23 protein-coding genes are annotated in these 22,143 nt (G+C 73.0%); 5 read left to right on the top strand and 18 right to left on the bottom strand.

The genetic code is table 11. From position 1 onward, the window contains the following. The 8 genes from DLJ47_RS10270 to DLJ47_RS10235 all read right to left on the bottom strand — a co-directional run. Positions 1–1,077, bottom strand: a 1,077-nt coding sequence (locus tag DLJ47_RS10270; RefSeq protein ID WP_109899811.1) for an acyltransferase family protein, incomplete at its 3' end; no start/stop codon positions are given. A 206-nt stretch (positions 1,078–1,283) separates the two neighbouring features. Next, on the bottom strand, positions 1,284–2,180 hold the full coding sequence (gene era, locus DLJ47_RS10265; RefSeq protein WP_109899810.1) for a GTPase Era: 897 nt from the start codon (positions 2,178–2,180) through the stop codon (positions 1,284–1,286). Positions 2,181–2,307: 127 nt separating this feature from the next. Further along, complete coding sequence (locus DLJ47_RS10260) at positions 2,308–2,694, bottom strand: cytidine deaminase (protein ID WP_109899809.1); 387 nt, start codon at positions 2,692–2,694, stop codon at positions 2,308–2,310. Then, positions 2,687–4,102, bottom strand: a complete 1,416-nt coding sequence (locus tag DLJ47_RS10255; RefSeq protein WP_109899808.1) for a hemolysin family protein — start codon at positions 4,100–4,102, stop codon at positions 2,687–2,689. Before DLJ47_RS10255 ends, DLJ47_RS10260 begins: the two co-directional genes overlap by 8 nt. Then, on the bottom strand, positions 4,078–4,551 hold the full coding sequence (gene ybeY / locus DLJ47_RS10250; RefSeq protein ID WP_088992429.1) for an rRNA maturation RNase YbeY: 474 nt from the start codon (positions 4,549–4,551) through the stop codon (positions 4,078–4,080). Before ybeY ends, DLJ47_RS10255 begins: the two co-directional genes overlap by 25 nt. A 14-nt stretch (positions 4,552–4,565) precedes the next feature. Then, positions 4,566–5,624, bottom strand: coding sequence for a PhoH family protein (locus DLJ47_RS10245; RefSeq protein WP_109899807.1), 1,059 nt, complete (start codon positions 5,622–5,624; stop codon positions 4,566–4,568). Positions 5,625–5,754: 130 nt separating this feature from the next. Further along, the gene (locus tag DLJ47_RS10240; protein WP_109899806.1) at positions 5,755–7,131 is read right to left on the bottom strand and encodes a serine hydrolase domain-containing protein; all 1,377 of its coding nucleotides are present in this window, start codon (positions 7,129–7,131) and stop codon (positions 5,755–5,757) included. A 45-nt stretch (positions 7,132–7,176) separates the two neighbouring features. Then, entirely contained in the window at positions 7,177–7,527 is a 351-nt protein-coding gene (locus tag DLJ47_RS10235) for a histidine triad nucleotide-binding protein (RefSeq protein ID WP_088992426.1), read from the bottom strand. Positions 7,528–7,595: 68 nt separating this feature from the next. Here DLJ47_RS10235 and DLJ47_RS10230 point away from each other — a divergent pair, with 68 nt between their 5' ends. After that, positions 7,596–8,357: an SDR family NAD(P)-dependent oxidoreductase gene (locus tag DLJ47_RS10230; protein WP_109899814.1), complete on the top strand. Its 762-nt coding sequence runs from the start codon at positions 7,596–7,598 to the stop codon at positions 8,355–8,357. Between the two features lie 21 nt (positions 8,358–8,378). Here DLJ47_RS10230 and DLJ47_RS10225 read toward each other — a convergent pair whose 3' ends face one another. From DLJ47_RS10225 to hrcA, 3 genes are all read right to left on the bottom strand, one after another. Continuing rightward, positions 8,379–9,113, bottom strand: coding sequence for a 16S rRNA (uracil(1498)-N(3))-methyltransferase (locus DLJ47_RS10225; protein ID WP_109899805.1), 735 nt, complete (start codon positions 9,111–9,113; stop codon positions 8,379–8,381). Positions 9,114–9,253: 140 nt separating this feature from the next. Beyond that, positions 9,254–10,396 carry a molecular chaperone DnaJ gene (dnaJ, locus tag DLJ47_RS10220; RefSeq protein ID WP_172899279.1) on the bottom strand — a complete coding sequence of 381 codons (1,143 nt, stop codon included), beginning with the start codon at positions 10,394–10,396 and terminating at the stop codon, positions 9,254–9,256. Positions 10,397–10,469: 73 nt separating this feature from the next. Further along, entirely contained in the window at positions 10,470–11,492 is a 1,023-nt protein-coding gene (gene hrcA, locus DLJ47_RS10215; RefSeq protein ID WP_088992423.1) for a heat-inducible transcriptional repressor HrcA, read from the bottom strand. Between the two features lie 216 nt (positions 11,493–11,708). Between hrcA and DLJ47_RS37625 the strand changes: the two genes are divergently transcribed. Then, entirely contained in the window at positions 11,709–12,368 is a 660-nt protein-coding gene (locus DLJ47_RS37625) for a DUF4870 domain-containing protein (RefSeq protein WP_109899804.1), read from the top strand. A gap of 43 nt (positions 12,369–12,411) precedes the next feature. Here DLJ47_RS37625 and hemW read toward each other — a convergent pair whose 3' ends face one another. Next, complete coding sequence (hemW, locus tag DLJ47_RS10205; protein WP_109899803.1) at positions 12,412–13,635, bottom strand: radical SAM family heme chaperone HemW; 1,224 nt, start codon at positions 13,633–13,635, stop codon at positions 12,412–12,414. 18 nt (positions 13,636–13,653) lie between these two features. Here hemW and DLJ47_RS10200 point away from each other — a divergent pair, with 18 nt between their 5' ends. From DLJ47_RS10200 to DLJ47_RS10190, 3 genes are all read left to right on the top strand, one after another. Next, complete coding sequence (locus DLJ47_RS10200; protein WP_109899802.1) at positions 13,654–14,460, top strand: enoyl-CoA hydratase family protein; 807 nt, start codon at positions 13,654–13,656, stop codon at positions 14,458–14,460. 168 nt (positions 14,461–14,628) lie between these two features. Continuing rightward, entirely contained in the window at positions 14,629–15,492 is an 864-nt protein-coding gene (locus DLJ47_RS10195; protein WP_109899801.1) for a hypothetical protein, read from the top strand. 218 nt (positions 15,493–15,710) lie between these two features. After that, positions 15,711–16,616: a phytanoyl-CoA dioxygenase family protein gene (locus DLJ47_RS10190; protein WP_233257757.1), complete on the top strand. Its 906-nt coding sequence runs from the start codon at positions 15,711–15,713 to the stop codon at positions 16,614–16,616. Positions 16,617–16,699: 83 nt separating this feature from the next. Here DLJ47_RS10190 and DLJ47_RS10185 read toward each other — a convergent pair whose 3' ends face one another. The 6 genes from DLJ47_RS10185 to DLJ47_RS10160 all read right to left on the bottom strand — a co-directional run bounded on the left by DLJ47_RS10185 (position 16,700) and on the right by DLJ47_RS10160 (position 21,831). After that, positions 16,700–17,347 (bottom strand): MOSC domain-containing protein, encoded by a 648-nt coding sequence (locus DLJ47_RS10185; protein WP_109899799.1) that lies wholly within the window; start codon positions 17,345–17,347, stop codon positions 16,700–16,702. A 28-nt stretch (positions 17,348–17,375) separates the two neighbouring features. After that, entirely contained in the window at positions 17,376–18,206 is an 831-nt protein-coding gene (locus DLJ47_RS10180) for a carbohydrate ABC transporter permease (protein ID WP_088992417.1), read from the bottom strand. Positions 18,207–18,229: 23 nt separating this feature from the next. Next, the gene (locus tag DLJ47_RS10175; protein WP_109899798.1) at positions 18,230–19,216 is read right to left on the bottom strand and encodes a carbohydrate ABC transporter permease; all 987 of its coding nucleotides are present in this window, start codon (positions 19,214–19,216) and stop codon (positions 18,230–18,232) included. Continuing rightward, positions 19,213–20,502, bottom strand: coding sequence for a sugar ABC transporter substrate-binding protein (locus DLJ47_RS10170; protein ID WP_109899797.1), 1,290 nt, complete (start codon positions 20,500–20,502; stop codon positions 19,213–19,215). Before DLJ47_RS10170 ends, DLJ47_RS10175 begins: the two co-directional genes overlap by 4 nt. A 217-nt stretch (positions 20,503–20,719) precedes the next feature. Continuing rightward, on the bottom strand, positions 20,720–21,004 hold the full coding sequence (locus tag DLJ47_RS10165) for a GlsB/YeaQ/YmgE family stress response membrane protein (protein WP_109899796.1): 285 nt from the start codon (positions 21,002–21,004) through the stop codon (positions 20,720–20,722). A gap of 539 nt (positions 21,005–21,543) precedes the next feature. Then, complete coding sequence (locus DLJ47_RS10160; protein WP_088992413.1) at positions 21,544–21,831, bottom strand: GlsB/YeaQ/YmgE family stress response membrane protein; 288 nt, start codon at positions 21,829–21,831, stop codon at positions 21,544–21,546. Between the last annotated feature and the right edge of the window lie 312 nt (positions 21,832–22,143).

Genomic DNA, 22,143 nt, shown 5'->3' with positions numbered 1-22,143 from the left:
GCCCCGGTCCGCTCCGATGGCCGCCAGCCCGCGGCGGCCATCGGAGCGGACCGGGGCGGGCCGGGCCGGGATCGGCCGCCGGCCGCCGGGGACCAGTTCCGGCGGGCGGTTGGCCGCCACGTCCTCGACCCAGCCGACCAGCGCGGTCACCACCGCGACCAGCGCGAAGACCAGGGTGACCCGGATGGCCAGGCCGACCGGGTCCTGGTGCGACCAGCCGACCACGTCGACCAGCGGGGTGAGCGCGACCACGAACGGCATGTGCCAGAGGTACACGGTCAGCGCCCGCCGGTTGAACACGGTCACCAGCCGGTCGAACCGGGGGAACCGGCCCAGCCAAGCCGCGCCGGACGGCCCCCGGCCCAGCAGGACGAGCACGAAGGCGGCCGACCAGAGGGCGTTGCCGAGGTGGTTGTCGTTGAGGTCGAAGCCGCGCGGGCCCGGGTGGGTGACGATCCACGCGCCGCCAGCCGTGGCGAGGACCAGGGCGACCGGCAGCAGCACCCGGTTGGCCAGCCGGCGCAACATCCCGGCCTGGTGGGCGAAGCCGAGCAGCCAGGCGCCGAAGTAGAGGCCGAACTCGCGCAGCACCACCGGCGCCGCCGGGTAGAGGCCGAACTCCACCGCGGCGAGCAGGGCGTACGGGGCGAGCAGGGTGGGCACCGGGGCGCGCCGGAACAGCCAGAGCGCGACCGGCGAGGCGAGCACGAACCAGAGGTAGTCGCGCAGGTACCAGATCACGCTCAGCGCCAGGGCGCCCCAGTCGTTGGCCGGCGGGTCGGCGATCGGGAAGAGCCAGAGCAGCACCTTGGGGCTCAGCGGCATCCCGGTGAGCAGCATCGCCGGTACGAAGACGGCGGCGACCACCCAGAGCGACGGCAGCAGGCGACGCAGCCGCCGGACGACGGCGGTCGGACCCCAGCGGTGCAGCGAGGCGGCCATCAGCGAGCCGGCGAGCGCGAACATCACCGACATCGCCGGGAAGACCAGGGTCAGGGTGGCCCACCCGGTGACGTGGTAGACGACGACTCGAACGATGGCCAGGAAGCGGAGCAGGTCCAGGTATCGGTTTCGCATCAGCCTGCAGGGGTCCGGGGGCACGGGGATCTTCCTCCCCTACCCTGCGCCGCCGGCCCGCCAAACGACAGAGGCCCCGATCGAACGTGAACATCCCCATATGCCCGACCGATACCGATCATTCCGCCGCGGGGCATCCGGGGGGTCGCCACCGTGCCCGCCCCGGCGGAGGTCCGCGGTGACCGCCGCCGTCCGGGGCGGGCCGGTCAGAAGCCGAGCTTGCGCAGCTGCTTCGGGTCCCGCTGCCAGTCCTTGGCCACCCGTACGTGCAGGTCGAGGTAGACCCGGGTGCCGAGCAGCTCCTCGATCTGGCGGCGGGCGGTGGTGCCGACCTCCTTGAGCCGGCTGGCCCGGTGGCCGATCACAATCGCCTTCTGGCTGGGCCGCTCCACGTAGACGTCGGCGTAGATCCTGGTCAGCTGCCCCTCGGGGATCATCTCCTCGACCACCACCGCGATGGAGTGCGGCAGCTCGTCGCGGACGCCCTCCAGGGCGGCCTCCCGGATCAGCTCGGCGACCATCACCTGCTCCGGGTCGTCGGTGAGCATGTCGTCCGGGTAGAGCTGGGGCGACTCGGGCAGGTAGCGGGTCATCACGTCGACCAGCGTGTCCAGCTGGTGCCCGGAGACCGCGCTGACCGGCACCACCTCGGCGAACTCGCCCAGCTCGCTGACCGCGAGCAGTTGCTCGGCGAGCCGCTTGCGGTCCACCAGGTCGGTCTTGGTCACCACGGCCAGCACTGTCGCCTTCAGCCCGGCCAGCTCGCCGGTGATGAACCGGTCGCCCCGGCCGATCGGCTCGTCGGCCGGGATGCACAGCCCGATCACGTCGACCTCGCTCCAGGTCTGCCGGACCAGGTCGTTGAGGCGCTCGCCGAGCAGCGTACGGGGGCGGTGCAGGCCGGGGGTGTCGACCAGGACGAGCTGCGAGTCGGGTCGGTGCAGCACGGCTCGGATCACGTGCCGGGTGGTCTGCGGCTTGTTCGAGGTGATCGCGATCTTCTGCCCGACGATCGCGTTGGTCAGCGTCGACTTGCCGGCATTCGGCCGGCCGACGAAGCAGGCGAACCCGGCCCGGTACGGCCGCTGTGCCAGGTCGCTCACGCCGCCGCCCCACTCGACGTGGCAGCGGCCCGCGGCGCCCCGCTCGACGTGGCAGCGGCCCGCGGCGTCCCGCTCGACGGGGCAGCGGCCCGCGGCGTCCCGCCGTCGGGCTGGACGATCCGCCGGGTCACGCGGTCACCGTGCCGAGGACGGTGCCGTCCGGGGCGGCCACGTGGACCGGCGCGTCGGCGGAGAGGTCCCGCACCGCTGCGTGCCCGGCGCCGTCCAGCGTCGACGCCTCGGTGACCACCACGGCCGCCTCCAGTCGGGTGGCGCCGGCCGCGGCCGCCGAGGCGACCGCCAGCTGGAGCGCGGTGATCGTCAGCGAGGGCAGCGAGACGCTGGCCGCCGCGTACGTCCGGCCGTCCTGGTCGCGGACCGCCGCGCCCTCCACGGCGCCCACCCGGCCCCGCGCGCCCCGGGCCAGCACGACCAGCTTGGCGTCCTCGGCGCTCAGCTCGACCGGCTCGGACGGGGTGGGCCGGGCGGCCGGCGCGGCGGATGACTCAGGCATCGGCGGGTTGCCTCTCCTCGGATCGGTTGTGGTTGCCCCGGGACTCGGGGTGTTCGCCCCGGCCGGAGCCGTCCGGTTCGCCGGTCGACTCCATGCGGCGCACCAGCACCGTGTCGATCCGGTTGCGCCGGCCGGTGGTGCCCTCGGCGACCAGCCGGAGGCCGGCCACCTCGGCCTGCGCCCCGGGGATCGGGACCCGGCCGAGTGACTGGGCGAGCAGGCCGCCGACCGTCTCCACCTCGTCGGTGGGCAGTTCGGTGTCGAACAGCTCGCCCAGGTCCTCCACCGGGAGCCGGGCGGTGACCCGCACCGCCCCGTCCTCCAGGCGTTCGACCGGCGGGCGCTCGACATCGTACTCGTCGGTGATCTCGCCGACGATCTCCTCCAGGATGTCCTCGATGGTGACCAGCCCGCCGGTGCCGCCGTACTCGTCGACGACGATCACCAGGTGGTTACGGGCGGCCTGCATCTCGGAGAGCAGGTCGTCGACCGGCTTGGACTCGGGCACGAAGGTGGCCGGGCGCATCAGCTCGGCCACCGGCAGCCGCCGGTCCTCCGGCGCGCCGCCCTGGGTGCGCCGGATCAGGTCCTTGAGGTAGAGCAGGCCGAGCACGTCGTCGACGCTCTCGCCGATGACCGGGATCCGGGAGAACCCGGAGCGCAGGAAGAGCGCCAGCGCCTGGGAGAGGGTCTTGGTCCCCTCGATCCAAACCATCTCCGTACGCGGCACCATCACCTCGCGGGCGATGGTGTCACCGAGCGCGAAGACCGAGTGGATCATCTGGCGTTCGCCGTGCTCCACCACGCCGCGCTGCTCGGCCAGGTCGACCAGCTCGCGCAGCTCCACCTGGGTGGCGAACGGCCCCTCCCGGAAGCCGCGCCCCGGAGTCACCGCGTTGCCGATCAGGATCAGCAGCGAGGCGAGCGGGTTGAGCGCCCGGCCGAGCCAGCGCACCAGCGGCGCGACCGCCCGGCCCACCGCGTACGCGTGCTGCCGGCCGAGGGTGCGCGGACCGACGCCGACCACCACGAAGCTGACCACGGTCATCGCCCCGGCGGTGATCAGCGCGGCCCGCCAGCCTGCCCCGAAGGTGTCCACCGCGACCAGGGCCACCAGGGTGGTGGCGGTCAGCTCGGCGAGCAGCCGCAGCAGCAGGAGCAGGTTGAGGTGGCGGACCACGTCGCCGGCGACGGCCTGGAGGGTACGCGCGCCGCGCGCGCCGTCCCGGGCCAGTTCGGCGGCCCGGGCCGGGGAGACCGCGGCCAGCGCGGCCTCGGTCATCGCGATCAGGCCGGCGAGCACCACCAGCCCGGCAGCGAAGACGAGCAGTTGCGCGTCGGGCAGGCCGGCGGTCGCGCCCGCCGCCAGTAGCGGTGTGGACATCACCGGGACCGGGTCGACCGCCAGCTCGCCAGCAGACGGGCCTGGAGCGCGAACATCTCCCGCTCCTCCTCCGGCTCGGCGTGGTCGTAGCCGAGCAGGTGCAGCACGCCGTGCACGGTGAGCAGGTGCAGCTCGTCGGCGGCGGAGTGCCCGGCGGTGGCCGCCTGCTTGGCCGCCACCTCGGGGCAGAGCACGATGTCACCGAGCAGGGCCGGCTCGCCGCCCGCGGCGGTGGCCTCCCCCGGCCCGTGGTCGACGCTGCCCTCGTCCATGGGGAAGGCGAGCACGTCGGTCGGCCCGTCGCCACCCATCCAGCGGTGGTTGAGCTCGGTCATGTAGTCGACGTCGACCAGCAGCACGGAGAGCTCGGCGAGGGGGTTGACCCCCATCTCGTCGAGGGCGTGCCGGGCGACGGCGAGCACGGCGTCGGTGTCGACGTCGACACCGGACTCGTTGGCGATCTCGATGGACAACTGTCTTCCTCTGTCTAGCGGCGCCGGCCGGCGCGGCCGCCCTGGGCGGCCCGCCCCGGCACGGCGCGCACGCTCTGCGCCTGCTGGTTCTCCCGCTCGGCGTCCCAGCGGGCGTACGCGTCGACGATCTCCCCGACCAGCCGGTGCCGGACCACGTCCGAGCTGGAGAGCTGGGCGAAGTGCACGTCCTCGACGTTCGCCAGGATCTCCCGGACCACCCGCAGGCCGCTGGTCGTGCCGCCGGGGAGGTCCACCTGGGTCACGTCGCCGGTGACGACGATCTTGGAATTGAAGCCCAGCCGGGTGAGGAACATCTTCATCTGCTCGGGCGTGGTGTTCTGCGCCTCGTCGAGGATGATGAACGCGTCGTTGAGCGTCCGGCCGCGCATGTACGCCAGCGGCGCGACCTCGATCGTGCCCGCCGCCATCAGCTTCGGGATCGAGTCCGGGTCGAGCATGTCGTGCAGCGCGTCGTAGAGCGGGCGCAGGTAGGGGTCGATCTTCTCGTTCAGCGTGCCGGGCAGGAAGCCGAGCCGCTCCCCCGCCTCGACCGCCGGCCGGGTGAGGATGATCCGGTTGACCTGCTTGGCCTGGAGCGCCTGGACGGCCTTCGCCATGGCCAGGTAGGTCTTGCCGGTACCGGCCGGGCCGATGCCGAACACGATGGTGTGCGCGTCGATCGCGTCGACGTAGCGCTTCTGCCCCAGCGTCTTGGGACGGATGGTGCGGCCGCGCCGGGAGAGGATGTTGAGCGTCAGGACCTCGGCGGGCCGCTCGACGCTGCCCTGCTCGAGCATGCCGACGGTACGCCGGACGGCGTCTGTGGTCAGGGTCTCGCCTTTCTCGATGAGTTCGAGCAGCTCGCTGAAGAGCCGCTCGGCGAGGGCATTGTCCGCCGGGGCGCCACTGATCGTGATCTCGTTACCTCGGACGTGCACGTCGCTGTTCACCGAGCGCTCGACCAGTCGCAGGATCTCGTCACCCGCGCCGAGCAGGTTGACCATGATCTTGGAATCGGGGACCGTGATCCTGGTCTGCACCCGAGGCGGGCCGGGAGGTGGGGTGCCGGTCATAGGTCGGGCCGAGGGGCCCTGCGCACCTGCTCTCGAATCAGCGCCGGCCCTGCTGGCGCGGCGTGCGGACGTTACACCCATCGTATCGGTTCAACACGGGTGGCACCTCGCCCATTTCCGCCGCCCCGGGTCAGCTTCCCGCGCGGAAGTCGTACCGCTCGAAGGTCTCCTGGGTACGGGTGAACCGGTACGTCGCCCAGTGCATCCGGACCACCGTGCCGCGCTCGTCCCGGGTCAGCCGGAGCAACTCGCCGACCTCCCGGCCGGACACCGTGCGGTAGACGTCCGGCTGGTCCGGCAGCGGCGCGAAGACCGCCGGCGGCTTCCCGGCCGGGTCGTCCGCGCCCCGCGCCCGCAGCGCCCCGTCGTGCCAGGAGAAGACGTACTCGAAGCCCTCGCCCCACCAGCGGCCGAGCAGCCCGCGGACCGCCTCCGGGGCCGGCGGGCCCGGCCGCCACGGCTCGATCTCGGCGGGGTCGTGCTCCACCGCCGCGTTGAGCAGCCGGTGGGTCAGCTCGAACAGCTCCGCCGCGGTGCCGGAGGAACCGAGCACCGCCGCGCCCATCGCACCGGCGGTGCCCTCGCCGCCCCGCCGGCCGTAGACGGCGGCCAGGAAGCCGGGCATCGCGCCGTCATGCCCGACGTGCATGATCCGCCGGCCCTGCGGGACCAGGATCAGCCCGAGCCCGAAGCCGCCGGTCCAGAGCGTCTCGTCGGTCACCGTCACCGGCCAGCGCATCTCGTCCAGGGTCGCCGGGGCGAGCACCCGGCCGGCGGCGTCGAGCGCCGCGGGGTCGGCCAGGAAGGCCGCCCAGCGCGCCATGTCACCGGCGGTGCTCCAGAGTTGCGCGGCCGGACCGACCGCACCGAAATCGGTCGGCGGCTCCGGGTGCGCCTCGTCGGAGTACGCGTCGACCAGGAAGCCGGTCGCGGCCCGCCGGCCCGGCGTCACCGTGGTGTGGGTCAGCCCCAGCGGGGTCAGCACCCGCTCGGTCAGCAACTCGGCCCAGGTGCCGCCGCGCAGCTCGCCGACCATCCGGCCGAGCAGCGCCATGCCGAGGTTGGAGTAGTGGTAGCGACGGCCCGGCGGCAGCACCCGCTCGGCGCGGGCCAGGTCGGCGAGGAGCGCGTCGGCGTCCGGGGCGCGCAGGGTGTCCCAGACGTCGCCGTACGGCTCCCGTTGCAGGCCGGCGGTGTGCGACAGCAGCCGGCGCACGGTCAGCTCGCCGTGCGCCGGCAGGTCCAGGTGCCGGCCGATCGGGTCGTCGAGGTCGAGCAGGCCGTCGTCGCGGCACTGCAGGGTCAGCACGGCGGTGAAGGTCTTGGTGACCGAGCCGATCCGGAACCGGGTCTCCGGGTCGAGCGCGGTGTCGTTGCCGGTCCAGCCGACCGTGCACTGCCACAGCGGCCGGTCGGCCCGGTGCAGCGCCGCCGACACCGCCGGCACCCGCGCCTGCGCCTGCACCCGCCGCACCATCCGCCCGAGGCGGTCCCCCACATCCGTCACCCGGGCAGTGTAAGGAGGAGCGGCGGGTCGGCGGGCGACGACGGGTCAGCGGCAGAGCATCGGGCCGAGCGGCGCGCCGCCGAGCAGGTGCGCGTGCGCGTGGAAGACCTCCTGGCCGCCGTACGTGCCGGTGTTGAACATCAGCCGGAACCCGTCGCCGAGCAGCCCCTCGTCCTCGGCCACCGCGGCGGCCGTGGCGAGCACCGCACCGGCCAGCGCGGGGTCGCCCTGGCCGAGGGTGGCCACGTCGGCGTAGTGCTCCTTGGGGATCACCAGCACGTGCACCGGCGCCTTCGGGTCGATGTCGCGGAAGGCGAGGGTGGTGTCCGTTTCCCGGACGATGGTGGCCGGGATCTCCCCGGCGACGATGCGGCAGAACAGGCAGTCGGCTCCCATCCGGGCATGTTATGCGCTGCGCCGGGGGCCGGTGAGCAGGGCCGGACCGCTCCGGCATGATGGCCGGCGTGACTTCACGGGCGGTACTGGTGACGGGGGGCTCGCGCGGCATCGGGCGGGCGGTGGTCAGGGCCTTCGCGGCCGGCGGCGACCGGGTGGCGATCCACCATCGGGACTCGGCGGAACTGGCCGAGGAGCTGCGCGCGCAACTGCCCGGCGACGGGCACGTCGTGGTCCGCGCCGACCTCGCCGACCCGGACGCGGTCCGGGCGATGGTGGACGAGGCCGCCGAGCGGCTCGGCGGGCTGGACGTGCTGGTGAACAACGCTGGCGTGTTCGGGCCCGCCGACCCGCCGCACCCGGTCTTCGAGAGCAGCTACGAGCAGTGGCGGCAGCGCTGGCGCGAGGTGCTGGACACCAACCTGTTCGGCGCGGCCAACGCCACCTGGTGCGCCGCCCAGCACATGCGCGGGCGCGGCGGGCGGATCGTCAACGTCTCCTCGCGCGGCGCGTTCCGCGGCGAGCCGGGCAACCCGGCGTACGGGGCGAGCAAGGCGGGGTTGAACGCGATGGGGCAGTCGCTCGCGGTGGCGCTGGCCCCGTACGGGATCGCGGTGGCCACGATCGCGCCCGGTTTCGTGGCCACCGACATGACCAACGAGCACCTGAAGGCCGAGCGCGGCGCGGCGGTCCGGGCGCAGAGCCCGTTCAACCGGGTCGCCCGCCCGGAGGAGATCGCCGCCGCGGTGCACTGGCTCGCCTCCCCCGAGGCCGAGTGGGCCTCCGGCACAATCGTCGACCTCAACGGCGCCTCCTACCTGCGCAGCTGACCGCGGTCCCGGGCCGGGCCGCTACCAGCGGTGCAGGCGGGCCGACAGCACGGCGAGCGCGGCCACTCCCGCCGTCGAGGTGCGCAGCACGGCGGAGCCGAGGCGGACCGGGCGGGCACCGGCCGCGGTGAACGCGTCCAGCTCGGCCGGGGCGATGCCGCCCTCCGGGCCGACCACCAGCACGATCTCGCCGGAATCGGGCAGCTCGGCGGTGGTCAGCCGGTCGTCGGCCTCCTCGTGCAGCACGAAGGCGGCGGCCGCGCCGGCGATCCGGCGGGCCACCCGGCCGGTGGACTCGTCCGGCGCCCCGGCGACCACCGGCAGCCAGGCCCGGCGGGCCTGCTTGGCGGCCTCCCGGGCGGTCGCCGCCCACTTCTCCCGGGCCCGTACGCCCCGGTCGCCGCGCCACTGGGTGACCGAGCGGGCCGCCGCCCAGGGCACGATCTCGTCCACCCCGACCTCGGTCATCGCCTGCACGGCCAGTTCGCCCCGGTCGCCCTTGGCGATGCCCTGCACCACCACCAGCCGCGGCACGGACGCGTCGACGTACCCCCGGGAGCGGATGTCCAGTTCCAGGCTGCCCCGGCCGACGGCGGTGACCACGGCGGTGGCCGTGCCCCCGTGCCCGTCGGCGAGCAGCAGTTCCTCGCCGACCCGCAGGCGCTGCACCGTGGCGGCGTGGTGGCCCTCCGGGCCGTCGAGGGTCAGCGAGTCGGCGGTCGGCAACGATTCGACCAGGAACAGCGGCGCGGACACCGGCTCAGGCTATCGGCCGCGCCGGTGGCCGGGGCGGTGAGGCGGGTGACCGGGCGACGGCCGGTCACCCGCGCCGCGCCGCCGCCCGCTGGCGGCCGCGGCCGCGCCGTACCCGGGGTGCGGCGCGGCGTGCGGGCGGGTCAGGCGTGGCCGTTGAAGGCGTCGCGCATCCGGGAGAAGAAGCCGCCCTGCTTGGTCAGCTCGGCCACCTCCTCGCCCCGGGTCTTGGCGAACTCGCGCAGCATCCGCTCCTGCTCGGCGTCGAGCTTGGTGGGGGTGCGCACGTCGAGGTGGACGTAGAGGTCGCCGCGGCCGGTGCCGCGCAGGTGCGGCACGCCCCGGGCGCGCAGCCGCAGCGTGCTGCCCGGCTGGGTGCCCGGCTTGACGTCGACGGTCTCCTCGCTGTCCAGCGTCTTGATGGTCAGCCGGGTGCCGAGCGCGGCGGCGGTCATCGGCACGGTGACCCGGCAGTGCAGGTCGTCGCCCTTGCGGGAGTAGACGTCGTGCGGACGCTCGTGGATCTCCACGTAGAGGTCGCCGGCGGTGCCGCCGCCGGGGCCGACCTCGCCCTGCTGGGCCAGCCGGATCCGCATGCCGTCCTCGACGCCGGCCGGGATCTTCACGGTCAGCGACCGCCGGGTGCGGACCCGGCCGTCACCGGCGCAGGTCGGGCAGGGGTGCGGGATGGTGGTGCCGTAGCCCTGGCAGACCGTGCACGGGCGGGCCGAGACCACCTGGCCGAGGAAGGTGCGCTGCACCGACTGCACCTCGCCCCGGCCGCCGCACGCCTCGCAGGTGGCCAGGTGGGTGCCGGCGGCCGTGCCGGCGCCGGAGCAGGTGGTGCAGAGCACGGCGGTGTCGACGGTGATCGGGGCCTCCACGCCGAACGCGGTCTCGTGCAGGTCCAGCTCCAGCCGCAGGATCGCGTCCGCGCCCGGACGGGTACGCGGCCGCGGTCCGCGGGAGCCACCCGCGCCGCCGAAGAACGCGTCCATGATGTCCTGGAAGCCGACGAACGGGCCGGCGCCGCCGGGGCCCCCGGGGCCGCCCGCGCCCCCGCCGCCCGGGGCGAGCGGGTCGCCGCCCAGGTCGACGATCTGCCGTTTCCGGTCGTCCGAGAGGACCTCGTACGCGGCGTTGATGTCCTTGAACTTCTCCTGTGCCTCCGGATCCGGATTGACATCCGGGTGGTACTGCCGCGCCAGCTTGCGGTAGGCGCGCTTGATCTCGTCGTCGGAGGCGTCCCGGCTCACGCCGAGAATGCCGTAGTAGTCCCTGGCCACTGCGTTCCGTGTCCTCATGTTCGTCTCGCGTTGCGCCGGTCGCCGGCCGGAACCGGCCGTCGGTACTGCCTGGTCAGTTCTGGGCCAGCAGGTCGCCCACGTAGCGTGCCACGGCCCTCACCGTGGCGATGGTGCCGGGGTAGTCCATCCGGGTCGGCCCCAGCACGCCGAGACCACCCACGATGGTCGAACCGGGGCCGTAGCCGGTGCTGACCACCGAGGCGGCACGCAGGTTGTCGATCTCGTTCTCGTCGCCGATCCGGACCCGCAGCGTGCTCGGCTCGACCTCGCCGATCAGCTTGAGCAGCACGACCTCCTCCTCGAGCGCCTCGAGGATGGGTCGCAGCGAGCCCTGGAAGTCGAGCAGCCCGCCGCGGGTCAGGTTGGCCGTGCCGGCCAGCGCGATCCGCTCCTCGTGCCGCTCGACCAGCGTCTCCAGCAGCACGGTGGAGAGAGTGGCCATCGCCGGCCGCAGGTCGGGCGTGGCCTCGTCGACCAGCGCCTGCACCAGCGGCGGGGTCTCCGACAGCCGGGTGCCGACCAGCTTCTCGTTGACCAGCCGGCGCAGGTCGAGGACGTCGTCGGCCGGGATCGGCCCGGGCATCTCGACCAGTCGCTGCTCGACCCGGCCGGTGTCGGCGATCATCACGAGCATCAGCCGGGTGGTGGAGATCGGCACCAGCTCCAGGTGGCGCACCGAGGAGCGGGCCAGGCTCGGGTACTGCACGACGGCGACCTGCCGGGTCAGCTGCGCCAGCAGCCGCACCGTGCGGTGCACCACGTCGTCGAGGTCGACCGCGCCGACCAGGAAACGCTCGATCGCCCGGCGCTCGGCCGGGCTGAGCGGCTTGACCCGGGACAGCCGGTCCACGAAGAGCCGGTAGCCGCGGTCGGTGGGCACCCGGCCGGCACTGGTGTGCGGCTGCCGGATGTAGCCCTCCTCCTCCAGCACGGCCATGTCGTTGCGCACCGTGGCCGGGGAGACCCCGAGCTGGTGCCGCTCGACCAGCGCCTTGCTGCCGACCGGCTCCTGCGTGGCGACGTAGTCCTCGACGATCGCGCGCAGCACCGCGAGCTTGCGGTCGTCGAGACCCATCTCCCCCACCTCCTGTCGCACGTCGGCCGGCGGCGCACTGCCGGCCGCGCGGCGCATCCTGGCACTCGACTGTAGCGAGTGCCAGTCTACGTCGGCGGGCCCGCCGACGCGATGATCAAGACGGACCACCGGTGCGCCCGCGCCGGCCGATCATCCGGACAAGCCGGTCGATGTCGCTCTGGTGCGTCCTTGCCGGCTGCCCCTACCGTGACGTGCATGACTGAACCGCCTCGCCCCCCGGGAGCCGACGGCCCCGGCGCACCGCCGCCGGACCCGACCGCTCCGTCGGCCGTCCCCGGCCAGCCGGCCGGTGACGAACCCACCGCACCACTGTCCGGGGCGTCGGCCCCGGGCGGCTATCCCCCGCCCGGTGGCTATCCGCCGCCCACCGGTGACCAACCGCCGTCGGGTGGCTACCCTCCGCCAGCCGGCGCTCCCCCGTCCGGCGGCTACCCGCCGCCCGGTGGCTACCCCCCGGGGGCCGGCTACCCGACCGGTGGCGGCTACGGCCCACCCGCCGGCTTCGCCAATAACGAGGACAAGACCTGGGCCCTGATCGCCCACTTCGGCGGCGCGGCCGGCGTGATCATCGGTGGTGGCCTGCTCGGCTGGCTGGCGCCGCTCATCGCGATGATGGTGCGCGGGCAGCAGTCGCCGACCGTCCGGGCGCACGCCGTCGCGGCGCTGAACTTCCAACTCACCTGGACGATCGTCGGCGTGCTGGGCTGGGTGGTCACGCTGGTCACCTGCGGGATCCTGTTCTTCGTCCCGATGCTCGTCTGGCTGGTGCCGCTGATCTTCGGGATCATCGGCGGGTTCAAGGCCAACGAGGGCGTGCTCTACCGCTACCCGATGACCTACAGCTTCACCAGGTGACCCGGGGCCGGCCGCTCCCCCGGCCGGCTCCGGGCGGCCCCGGTCAGGGCAGCAGGTCGCGCACCACGGCGTCGGCGAGCAGCCGCCCGCGCAGGGTGAGCACCGCCCGGCCGGCCGCGTACTCGGGCGCCGCGAGCAGCCCGTCGGCCAACGCCCGCTCGGCGCCGGCCCGGCCGGCCGCGTCCAGGCCGGCCAGCGGCAGCCCGTCGGCGAGCCGCAGCCGGAGCATGACGTCCTCGGTGTGCGCCTCGTCGGGGGTGAGCACCTCCCGGGCCAGGCCGGGCGATCGTCCGGCGGCGAGCCGCTGGGCGTACGCCGTGGGGTGCTTGACGTTCCACCAGCGCACCCCGCCGACGTGGCTGTGCGCCCCCGGGCCGAGGCCCCACCAGTCGGCGCCGGTCCAGTAGAGCAGGTTGTGCCGGCACCGGCCGGCCGGTGTGCGGGCCCAGTTGGAGACCTCGTACCAGGAGAAGCCGGCGGCGGAGAGCGCGGCCTCCGCGGCCAGGTAGCGGTCCGCCGCGACGTCGTCACTGGGGTACGGCAGCTCGCCCCGGCGCATCCGGGCGGCCAGCCGGGTGCCGTCCTCCACGATCAGGGCGTACGCGCTGACGTGGTCGACCCCGGCCGCCACCACCTGCGCCAGCGAGGCGGCGAAGTCCTCGGCGCTCTCCCCCGGCGTGCCGTAGATGAGGTCCAGGTTGACGTGGTCGAACCCGGCGTCGCGCGCCTCGGCGGCGGCTGCGGTGGCCCGGCCGGCGCTGTGCGTCCGGTCCAGGATCGCCAGTACCCCCGGCGACGCGGACTGCATGCCCAGCGAGATCCGGGTGTAGCCGGCCGCGCGCAGCGTCTTGAGCGACTCCGGGGTGACCGACTCGGGGTTGGCCTCGGTGGTCACCTCGGCGTCGGCGGCCAGCCCCCAGGTGCGGTCGATGCCGTCCAGGATCCGGGCCAGGTCGTCGGCGGGGAGCAGGGTCGGGGTGCCGCCGCCGACGAAGACGGTGTCCACCCGCGGCGGCGGGGCGTCGCCGAGCACCCGGGCGGCGAGGGCCAGCTCGGCCAGCACGGTGTCGGCGTAGCTCTCCCGGCTCGCCCCGCCCCCCAGCTCCGCCGCCGTGTACGTGTTGAAGTCGCAGTAGCCGCAGCGGCTGGCGCAGAACGGCACGTGCACGTACACGCCGAAGCCGCGCGCGCCGACCGCGCGGGTGGCGGTGGCGGGCAGCGAACCGTCGGCCGGGACGGGTTCGCCTTCTGGAAGGACGCCGGGCATGGCCACTAGTGTGCCCGCATGACCTCTCCCGACGCGCTGGTGCGGGTCGCCACGGCCCGCGGGGTGACCACCCTCACCCTGGACAGCCCGCACAACCGCAACGCGCTCTCCACCCCGCTGATGACCGAGCTGCTCGCCGGCCTGGCCGCCGCGGTCGCCGACGACACGGTCCGGGTGATCGTGCTCGACCACACCGGCCCGGTCTTCTGCTCCGGCGCCGACCTGAAGGAGACCGCCGCCGCGTACGCCAGCGGAACGGTGCCCGCGGGCATGCTCGGCGACGTGCTGACCGCCGTCTGGGAGTGCCCGAAGCCGGTGCTGGCCCGGGTCGCCGGGCCGGCCCGGGCGGGCGGCCTCGGCCTGATCGCGGCGGCCGACCTGGCCGTCTGCGCCGAGGAGGCCACCTTCGCCTTCACCGAGGTGCGGATCGGGGTGATCCCGGCGGTGATCTCGGCGACCGTGCTGCCCCGGCTGCACCCGCGGGCGGCGGCGGAGCTGTACCTGACCGGGGACACCTTCGACGGCCGCCGGGCCGCCGAGATCGGCCTGGTCACCGCCGCGGTGCCGGCCGACGGGCTGGACGCGGCGGTGACCCGGTACTGCGACTCGCTGGTCCGTGGCGCGCCGGCCGCGCTCGCCGGGGCGAAGCGGCTGCTGCGCCGGCCGCCCGCCACCGACCTGCGCACCGAGATCGCCGACCTGGCCGAACTCTCCACCGGCTTCTTCCTCTCCGACGACGGTCGGGAGGGCGTGCTGGCGTTCCGGGAGAAGCGCCCGCCGCGCTGGGTGGCCGAGCTGGACGAGGCGGCGGAGGTCTCGGGCTGACGCCGCCCGGGCGGGCGGGCCGGGTGTCCAGGTGAGGAACCTGCCGGAACGGGAACCTTCCGGTCACTCAGCGGCCGGTGCACGCAACCCCGGGGCCAGGCCCGATCCGGTCGGACGACCCGGACGGGCCGTCCGGGGACGTACGCTTGTCGGGCTGTCGAACAGGGGGTGTGGGTGCGAACTCGGGCAGTCGTGGCGGGTGGAGTCGTCCTCGTGCTCGTCGCCGTGATCGGGGTCCTGTACGTCGTCCGCCAGTTCGGCGAGGGGCTGCGGCTGCCGCTGGCCAGCCGCACCTGCACCGTGCAGGCCGACGGCGAGGTGGCGCTGGACGGCGACCAGATGGCCAACGCGGCGACGATCGCGGCGATCGGGATCCAGCGGAAGATGCCGGAGCGGGCGGTGGTGGTGGCGCTGGCCACCGCGTACCAGGAGTCCGGCCTGCGCAACCTCGACGGCGGCGACCGCGACTCGATCGGGCTGTTCCAGCAGCGGCCGAGCCAGGGCTGGGGCACTCCGGCGCAGATCCGCGACCCCCGGTACGCGGCCAACCGGTTCTACGCGGCCCTGAAGAAGGTGCGCGGCTGGGAGCGGATGCGGGTCACCGACGCGGCGCAGAAGGTGCAGCGGTCGGCCTTCCCGGAGGCGTACCAGAAGTGGGCGGACGAGTCCCAGGTGCTCACCCGGGCGCTGCTCGGGCACGCCACCGGCGCGGTCGCCTGCACGGTGGGCCGGGATCCGGTGCTGCGCGGCACCGCCGCGACGGCAGCGTTGACCCGCGGGCTGGCCCTCGACTGGGGGCTGGCCGCGTCGGTCGCCGCCACCGACCTGACCGGCCTCAGCGTGCCCGCCGCGGACCAGCGCGGCGGCTGGCGGTACGCGCACTGGCTGGTCTCCCACGCCAGCGACCACGGATTGAAGCGGGTGCGCTTCGGCGACCTGGAGTGGACCGCCCGGGGTGGCACCTGGAACCGGGTGACCGACGGCTCCGCGGAGGATTCCCGGGTGGTGGCGGAGGTCTTCGCCGACGGGTGACGGACCCCGATCTCCTTACCCGCAGTCACCGCACAAACCGGCATTTCCGGCGATAGCCCCGCCGTGGCCGTTCGAGGTATACCCAACGCATTCGTACCACTGCCCATGGTCCGACCGCCGCCTCCGCGGCGGGTCGGGCATTCCCGCCCGCCCTTGCAGCGCGTTACGATCGGCGGCCTGTGCCAGCAATGGTTTCGCCTCATGGGGAGGGGTACGACGTGGCGTTCGACTACGGCGACCGGACCGGTTACGAGCCGATCAGCGACACTGACCGTAAGGAGTTCCACGAGCAGGGCTTCCTGCTGCTGCGGAACGTCCTGACGGAGGACCACCGGGCGGCGCTGGAGGCGGCGGTCGACCGCGTCTACGCCGAGGAGAAGGCCAAGGGCAACACCACCAAGGACGGCACCCTGCACCTGCTGGGCTTCCTGAACCGGGACGAGCTCTTCGGCGACCTGCTCACCCACCCGATCGCCTTCCCGTACATGTGGGGGCTGGCCGGGTGGAACATCTACAGCCACCACAACCACCTGGACGTGACCCCGCCGGCGCTGGAGCCGGAGAAGCCGTACTGGGGCTGGCACCAGGACGGGTACCGGCAGAACTCCGACCCGGAGACGATGGACCCGAACCTCCCCCGGCCGATGTTCTCGCTGAAGGTCGCCTACGTGCTCTCCGACCTGTCGGAGACCGGGCGCGGCGCCACCAAGGTCATCCCGGGCAGCCACCTGTGGAACTCGCTGCCCCGCCCGGCGGATACCACTGTGCACAACCCGGACCCGGAGGGCACGGTGGAGATCACCGCCAACCCGGGTGACGCGTTCATCTTCGACCGCCGCCAGTGGCACTCCCGGTCGACCAACCTGTCGACCATCACCCGCAAGATGCTCTTCGTCGGCTACACCTACCGGTGGATCCGTCCGCTGGACGAGCTGCACATCGACAAGGACGGCGAGTGGTGGGCCAACCGCACCCCGGTGCAGCGCCAGCTCTGCGGTGAGGGCACGCACACCGCGAACTACTGGGGCATCAACTGGGACGGCTACATCGACGACGAGATCCCGCTGCGCAAGGAGCTCAAGGAGCGCGGTCTGCTCGACCGCAGCATCCCCTGGCTGCGCTGACCCGACGCCGGACGGGCCCCTCCCCTCGCGGGACGGGGCCCGTTCCGCTTTTCCGGACTTCCTTCACACCGACGTGAGGCCGGTCAGCGGGGCGCGCGGCCGGCGAGCCGGCGGCGCGCCTTCTCCCGGATCGACTCGGGCAGGTCCGGGGCGTCCAGCAGCCGGGGCAGCAGCTCCGGCTCCAGGTTCAGCGCCCGGAACACCTCGCCGATGGTCACCCCGTGCGCCGGACGCTCGACCACCTCGACCGGGTCGCCCGCGCCGACCTCGCCGTCCCGCAGCACCCGCAGGTACGCCCCGGGCAGCGCGCGCACGGTGAACCGCTTGATCAGATCGGGTACGCCCCAGAAGCCGGCGAAGGTGGTGCACGGGGTGCGCGGTTTGGTCACCTGGAGCAGCACCGACCCGATCGCCCACTGCTCGCCGATCACCGCCCCGGTCACGTCGACAGCGGCGGTGGTCAGGTTCTCGCCGAAGCCGCCCGGGCGGATCGCCCGGCCCAGTTCGCCGGCCCACCAGGCGGCGTCCTCCTCGGCGTAGGCGTAGACGGCCTGGTCCGGCCCGCCGTGGTGGGCCCGCTCGCCGATGAAGTCGCCGGCCACGCCCTCGGTACGGATCTGCACCGGGCCGTCCACCGGCCGCTTGTCGATGCCGCTGCGGCCGCTCGGATCGCCCGCCCACTCCGCCTCGGTGACGATCCCGAGGTTCACCGCCGCCAGCCTGCCCGTCATGGTGATCAGCCTAGTCAGGCCCCGGCGCTCAGCCCTTCACCGCACCGGCGACCAGGCCGGAGACCATCCGGCGCTGCACCAGCAGGAAGAAGATGATCACGGGCAGGGTGAACAGCGTGGAGGCGGCCATCACCGGACCCCAGGCGGTGTCGTCGCGGCCGAAGAAGAAGGTCATCGCCACCGGCAGGGTGTAGCGGTCCTGGTCGTTGATGAAGGTCAACGCGAAGATCAGCTCGTTCCAGGCGGTGATGAAGGAGAAGATGCTGGTCGCCACCAGGCCGGGCGCCACCAGCGGGAAGAGGATCCGGCGGAAGATCTGGGCCCGGCTGGCCCCGTCGATCGCGGCCGCCTCCTCCAGTTCCTTGGGCACCGCGGCGACGAACCCGCGCAGCATCCAGACCGCGAACGGCAGCGAGAAGCCGAGGTAGGTGAGGATCAGGCTGGGCAGGGTGTTGTAGAGCCCGAGCCGCTGGATCATCAGGAACAGCGGGATGACCAGCGCCTCCAGCGGGATCATCTGCACCACCAGCAGCATGATCAGGAAGCTGGTCCGCAGCTTGAACCGGAACCGGGCCACCGCGGTGGCGGCGAGCAGCGCGACCAGGCCGCTGAGCAGCACGGTGGAGACCGCGACCAGCGCGCTGTTGAGGAAGAAGTCGGCGAAGGTCACGCCGGGGATCAGGTTGCCGGTGAGGATCTCCCGGTAGTGCGCCAGGGTCGGTTCGCTCGGCACCGGCCGGGGCGTGCTGGCGAAGATCTCCGAACTCGGCTTCAGCGAGGTGGCGATCATCCAGTAGACCGGGAAGGCCGCGAAGAGCGCCACCAGCAGACCCGCGCCGTTGAGGGCGATCCGCTTCACGCCTACGCTGCCCGCGCGTCGCGTCACGCGTCCTCCTCCTGCTTGAGCACCATGCGGACGTAGAAGCCGGTCACCACGAGCAGGATCAGGGTGAGGATCACCGCGATCGCCGCGCCCAGGCCGTACTTCGGCGGCGGCGAGAACGCCTCGGCGTACGAGTAGATGGCGAGCATGAACGTCGGCCGGTCCTGGGTGCCGCCGGCGAGCACGAACTGCTGGGTGAAGACCTTGAAGTCCCAGATCGTCGAGAGCACGATCAGGATCCCGAAGACCGGCCGCAGCAGCGGGAAGGTGATCCGCCAGAACACCTTCCACGGGCCGGCCCCGTCCACCCGGGCCGCCTCGTGCAGCTCACTCGGTACGCTCTTCAGCCCGGCCAGCACGCTCACCGCGATGAACGGGAACGAGTGCCAGACCACCACCAGGGTCAGGATCGAGAAGAACAGCAGGGGCGAGTTGAACCAGCCGTAGCCGGTCCAGTCGCTGCGGCCGAACAGGCTGCTGGAGAGGCCGTCGGGCAGGGCGTTGAAGAGCCAGGTGACCAGGCCGCTGGTGTCGTCGAAGATCCACTTCCAGACGATGGTGCCGGTCAGTGCCGGGGTGGCCCAGGCCAGCATCACGCAGCTGGCCACGAAGGCGGCCATCTTCCGGCCCAGCCGGTTGAGCAGCAGCCCGACCAGGGTGCCGAGGATCATCGTCAGCACCACATTGGCCACCGCGAAGAGCACCGTGTTGCGCAGCACGGTGAGGAAGAACGGATCGCCGAGGATCTCGGCGTAGTTCTCGAAGCCCACCCACGGCCACTCCCGGTCGCCGCGCAGCTGGCGGACGTTGTTGAGCCGGAAGAAGGACATCGCGATGACCTGGCCGAGCGGCCAGAGCAGCAGCACGGCGATGATCACCAGGCAGGGCAGGAGCAGCAGGTACGGGAGGCGGTCCAGCCGGCGACGCCGCCGCGCGGGGGTCTCCCGCGCGGCGGACGTCTCCGGCGCCTCGGTCAGCGTGGTCACTTGGCGTTGAGGATGCTTTCCATCTCCGCGGCCGCGTCGGCGGTGGCCTTCTCGACCGTCTTCTGACCCTTGATGACCGAGCTGTTCATCGCCTGGGTCACCGTCTTGGTCCGGCTGACCTCCACCCACTTCGGGGTGAGCGGCGTGAGCTTGGTGTTCTGCATGGCGGTGGCGAACGGCGCCATGATCTTGTCGCTGGCGTACTTGTCCCCACCGACCAGGTCCTTGTAGACCGGGAAGAAGCCCAGGCTCTCGGCGAACGCCGCGTCGTTCTTCTTGCTCAGCAGCACGGTCAGGTAGTCCCAGGCCAGATCCTGCCGCTCGCTGTCCTGCCAGACGGCGATGTCCGAGCCACCGGCGAAGGCGGGCGCGGGCTGGCCGTCGGGGCCGGGAATCGGGAACGTGCCCCAGACCTTCTCGATCTCCGGGTTGTCCTTCTTGATGGCGCCCTGCTGCCAGCTGCCGCCGAACGCCATGGCGGCCTTGCCGGTGGCGAACTGGGTCCGCGCGTCGATCTCGTTCCAGCCGGCGGCGGCCGGCGGGGCGACCTTGTGCACGGTCACCAGGTCGGTCCAGAACTTGACCGCCTTCTGCGCCTCCGGCGTGTTGTAGCCGGACTTCCAGGAGTCACCCTGCTTGGTGGCGATCTCCGCGCCGGCGCCCCACAGGAACGAGTAGAACGGCAGCTCGGAGTTGCCGGGCAGGGCGATGCCGTAGGTGCCCGGCTTCTTCGCCTGCACGGCCTTGGCCGCGGCGACCAGGTCGTCCCAGGTCTTCGGCACCTGCACGCCGGCCTCGGCGAACCAGTCGGTGCGGTAGTAGATGCCGCGCACGCCCGCGTACCACGGCACGCCGTACTGCTTGCCGTCGAGCTGCGCGTTCTGCACCAGGTCGGGGAGGATGTCCTTGCCCTCGGCCCAGCCGCCGAACTTGCCCGTCAGGTCGGCCAGCGCCTCCTGCGCGGCCCAGCCCTGGGTCTCGGTGTTGCCCAGCTCGGTGACGTCCGGGCCCTCACCGCCGGCGAGCGCCGCCTGGAACTTCTTCGGCGCTTCCAGCCAGGGGATGTACTGGACCACCACGTCGGTGTCCGGGTGCTTCTGCCGGAACTCGGTCTCGACGCCGTCGAGGAACTTGGTCTGCGCCTCGCTGCCCTCGCCCATCATCCAGACCGTCAGCTTGCTGTTGTCGGCCGCCGCGTCGTCGTCCGAGCCGCCGCAGCCGGACAGCACCATCGCGGCCGAGGCCACGACGGCGGTGACCGGAGCCAGCCGCTTCCACCTGTTCACGCCATATCTCCCTCGCGCCGTCTGGCATTAACCTTCTCCGCCGCACCTTAGTAGGAAAAAATCCTTTACGACAGTGGGCGCTCCGGCGGAAGCGAGGCGACCGTATCGCAGCCCTGCCCCGAGGGACAGCCGGGCAACGGGGCGAATCAGGTCGTACGCAGACGAACGGGCGCCCGACCTGCCGGTCGGGCGCCCGTGGTGTTCAGGTTGTGCGGATTTACCGGTGGGTGACGCCCCGGCGACGGCCCGCCCCGGCCACCAGGGCCACGGCGACCGCGGCCAGCAGGACCTGCAGCAGCAGCTCACGCCAGTCGATCCCGGCGGTGTTGGCGAAGCCCGAGGCGCGGGCGATCACCGTACCGAGCAGTGCGGCGCCGACGCCGATCAGCATGTGCAGCCAGATCGGCATGTTCTGCCGGCCCGGCACGACCAGCCGGCCCAGAGCGCCGACGATCAGACCAACGATGAGCGCAGTGATGATGCCCCAGACGGTCAGCTCCACGGTCGCCCTCCTTCAATGAATGTCTGTGACGATGGGTGGTGTTCGTGTGCGCCCCCTGATTGCCCGATGCCTCGGAAACCCAAACCGACTTTCGGGGGCAGGCCGCCGCGAGCAGCACCAGAACGGGACGTACCACCGAACCGGTGGCGGCCGACGGCGCCGACGCGCCGGCTGGTCGTCCGCGCTCGGCGTCGGTCTGCGCCAGGCCCGGCGCCGCGCTGCGGGGGCACCTCGCGCCACCGGTCAGGAATGGGCTGCCACGTCGGGTGGGCGTGTCCCGACGGGCGTCCGCCTTGCTCCAACAGCGTGATACCGGAGAGTCATCTTGATGACTCTCCGGTATCACGACCTGTGGGGGTGCATGCCCGCCTCATGCGTGCCCGCGCTGCCGCGGATGTCCGGTCGATGGCCAGCCGGACGTCCGGGTCGATGGTGCCGGACGTCCGGGTTGATGGCGCGCGGTCCGGACGGGCGGCGGGGACGCGGACGGGCGCCCGACCGTGGTGGTCGGGCGCCCGTCGCGTTCAGGCTGTGCGGGGTTACCGGTGGGTGACGCTGCGGCGTCGGCCCACCCCGGCCACCAGGGCCACGGCGATGGCGGCCAGTACGACCTGGACGAGCAGCTCGCCCCAGTCGATGCCGGCGGTCTCGGTGGCGATGCCCATGGCCCGGGCGAGCACCGTGCCGAGCAGCGCGGCGCCCACGCCGATCAGCATGTGCAGCCACATCGGCATGTTCTGGCGGCCCGGCACGGCCAGGCGGCCCAGAGCGCCGACGATGAGACCGACAACGAGCGCGGTGATGATGCCCCAAACGGTGAGCTCCACGGTCGCCCTCCTTCAGCAGAATGTCTGTCACACGGTGTGTGCTTCCTGTCGTGACCGCTAAGTTCCCGACCGGCCGGAAAGCCAAACCGGTCCGGCCGCCGGCGATCTCGTCCACGGTCGATGCCCGGGCCGGCGCCGATTCCGCGCCGGATGGCGTTTGCGCAGGTCGAGGCGACCCTCCGGACGGTGATCGCGGCCGATGCCGGGCACCGGAAAATTCCTTCGCCGGCCGTCGCCGGACCGGCAAGGGCCCTCGTCGGCCGCCCGCTGAGGCACCCACGGCGGCGGCGACCCGCCGACACGACGACGGCC

This window comes from Micromonospora sp. S4605, assembly GCF_003176715.1.
Taxonomy (GTDB): domain Bacteria; phylum Actinomycetota; class Actinomycetes; order Mycobacteriales; family Micromonosporaceae; genus Micromonospora; species Micromonospora echinaurantiaca.
The sequence above is the reverse complement of the archived record's forward strand: the minus strand, read 5'-3'. Positions and strand labels throughout refer to the sequence as shown.

What these genes read in the sequence shown, in the direction of transcription:
- DLJ47_RS10260 (WP_109899809.1), bottom strand. Translation starts at nt 2,694, where the DNA reads ATGCCTGAGTCATCCGCCGCGCCGGCCGCCCGGCCCACCCCGTCCGAG.
- DLJ47_RS10245 (WP_109899807.1), bottom strand. Translation starts at nt 5,624, where the DNA reads ATGACCGGCACCCCACCTCCCGGCCCGCCTCGGGTGCAGACCAGGATC.
- DLJ47_RS10235 (WP_088992426.1), bottom strand. Translation starts at nt 7,527, where the DNA reads ATGGGAGCCGACTGCCTGTTCTGCCGCATCGTCGCCGGGGAGATCCCG.
- hrcA (WP_088992423.1), bottom strand. Translation starts at nt 11,492, where the DNA reads ATGGGTCTCGACGACCGCAAGCTCGCGGTGCTGCGCGCGATCGTCGAG.
- DLJ47_RS37625 (WP_109899804.1), top strand. Translation starts at nt 11,709, where the DNA reads ATGACTGAACCGCCTCGCCCCCCGGGAGCCGACGGCCCCGGCGCACCG.
- hemW (WP_109899803.1), bottom strand. Translation starts at nt 13,635, where the DNA reads ATGCCCGGCGTCCTTCCAGAAGGCGAACCCGTCCCGGCCGACGGTTCG.
- DLJ47_RS10200 (WP_109899802.1), top strand. Translation starts at nt 13,654, where the DNA reads ATGACCTCTCCCGACGCGCTGGTGCGGGTCGCCACGGCCCGCGGGGTG.
- DLJ47_RS10185 (WP_109899799.1), bottom strand. Translation starts at nt 17,347, where the DNA reads ATGACGGGCAGGCTGGCGGCGGTGAACCTCGGGATCGTCACCGAGGCG.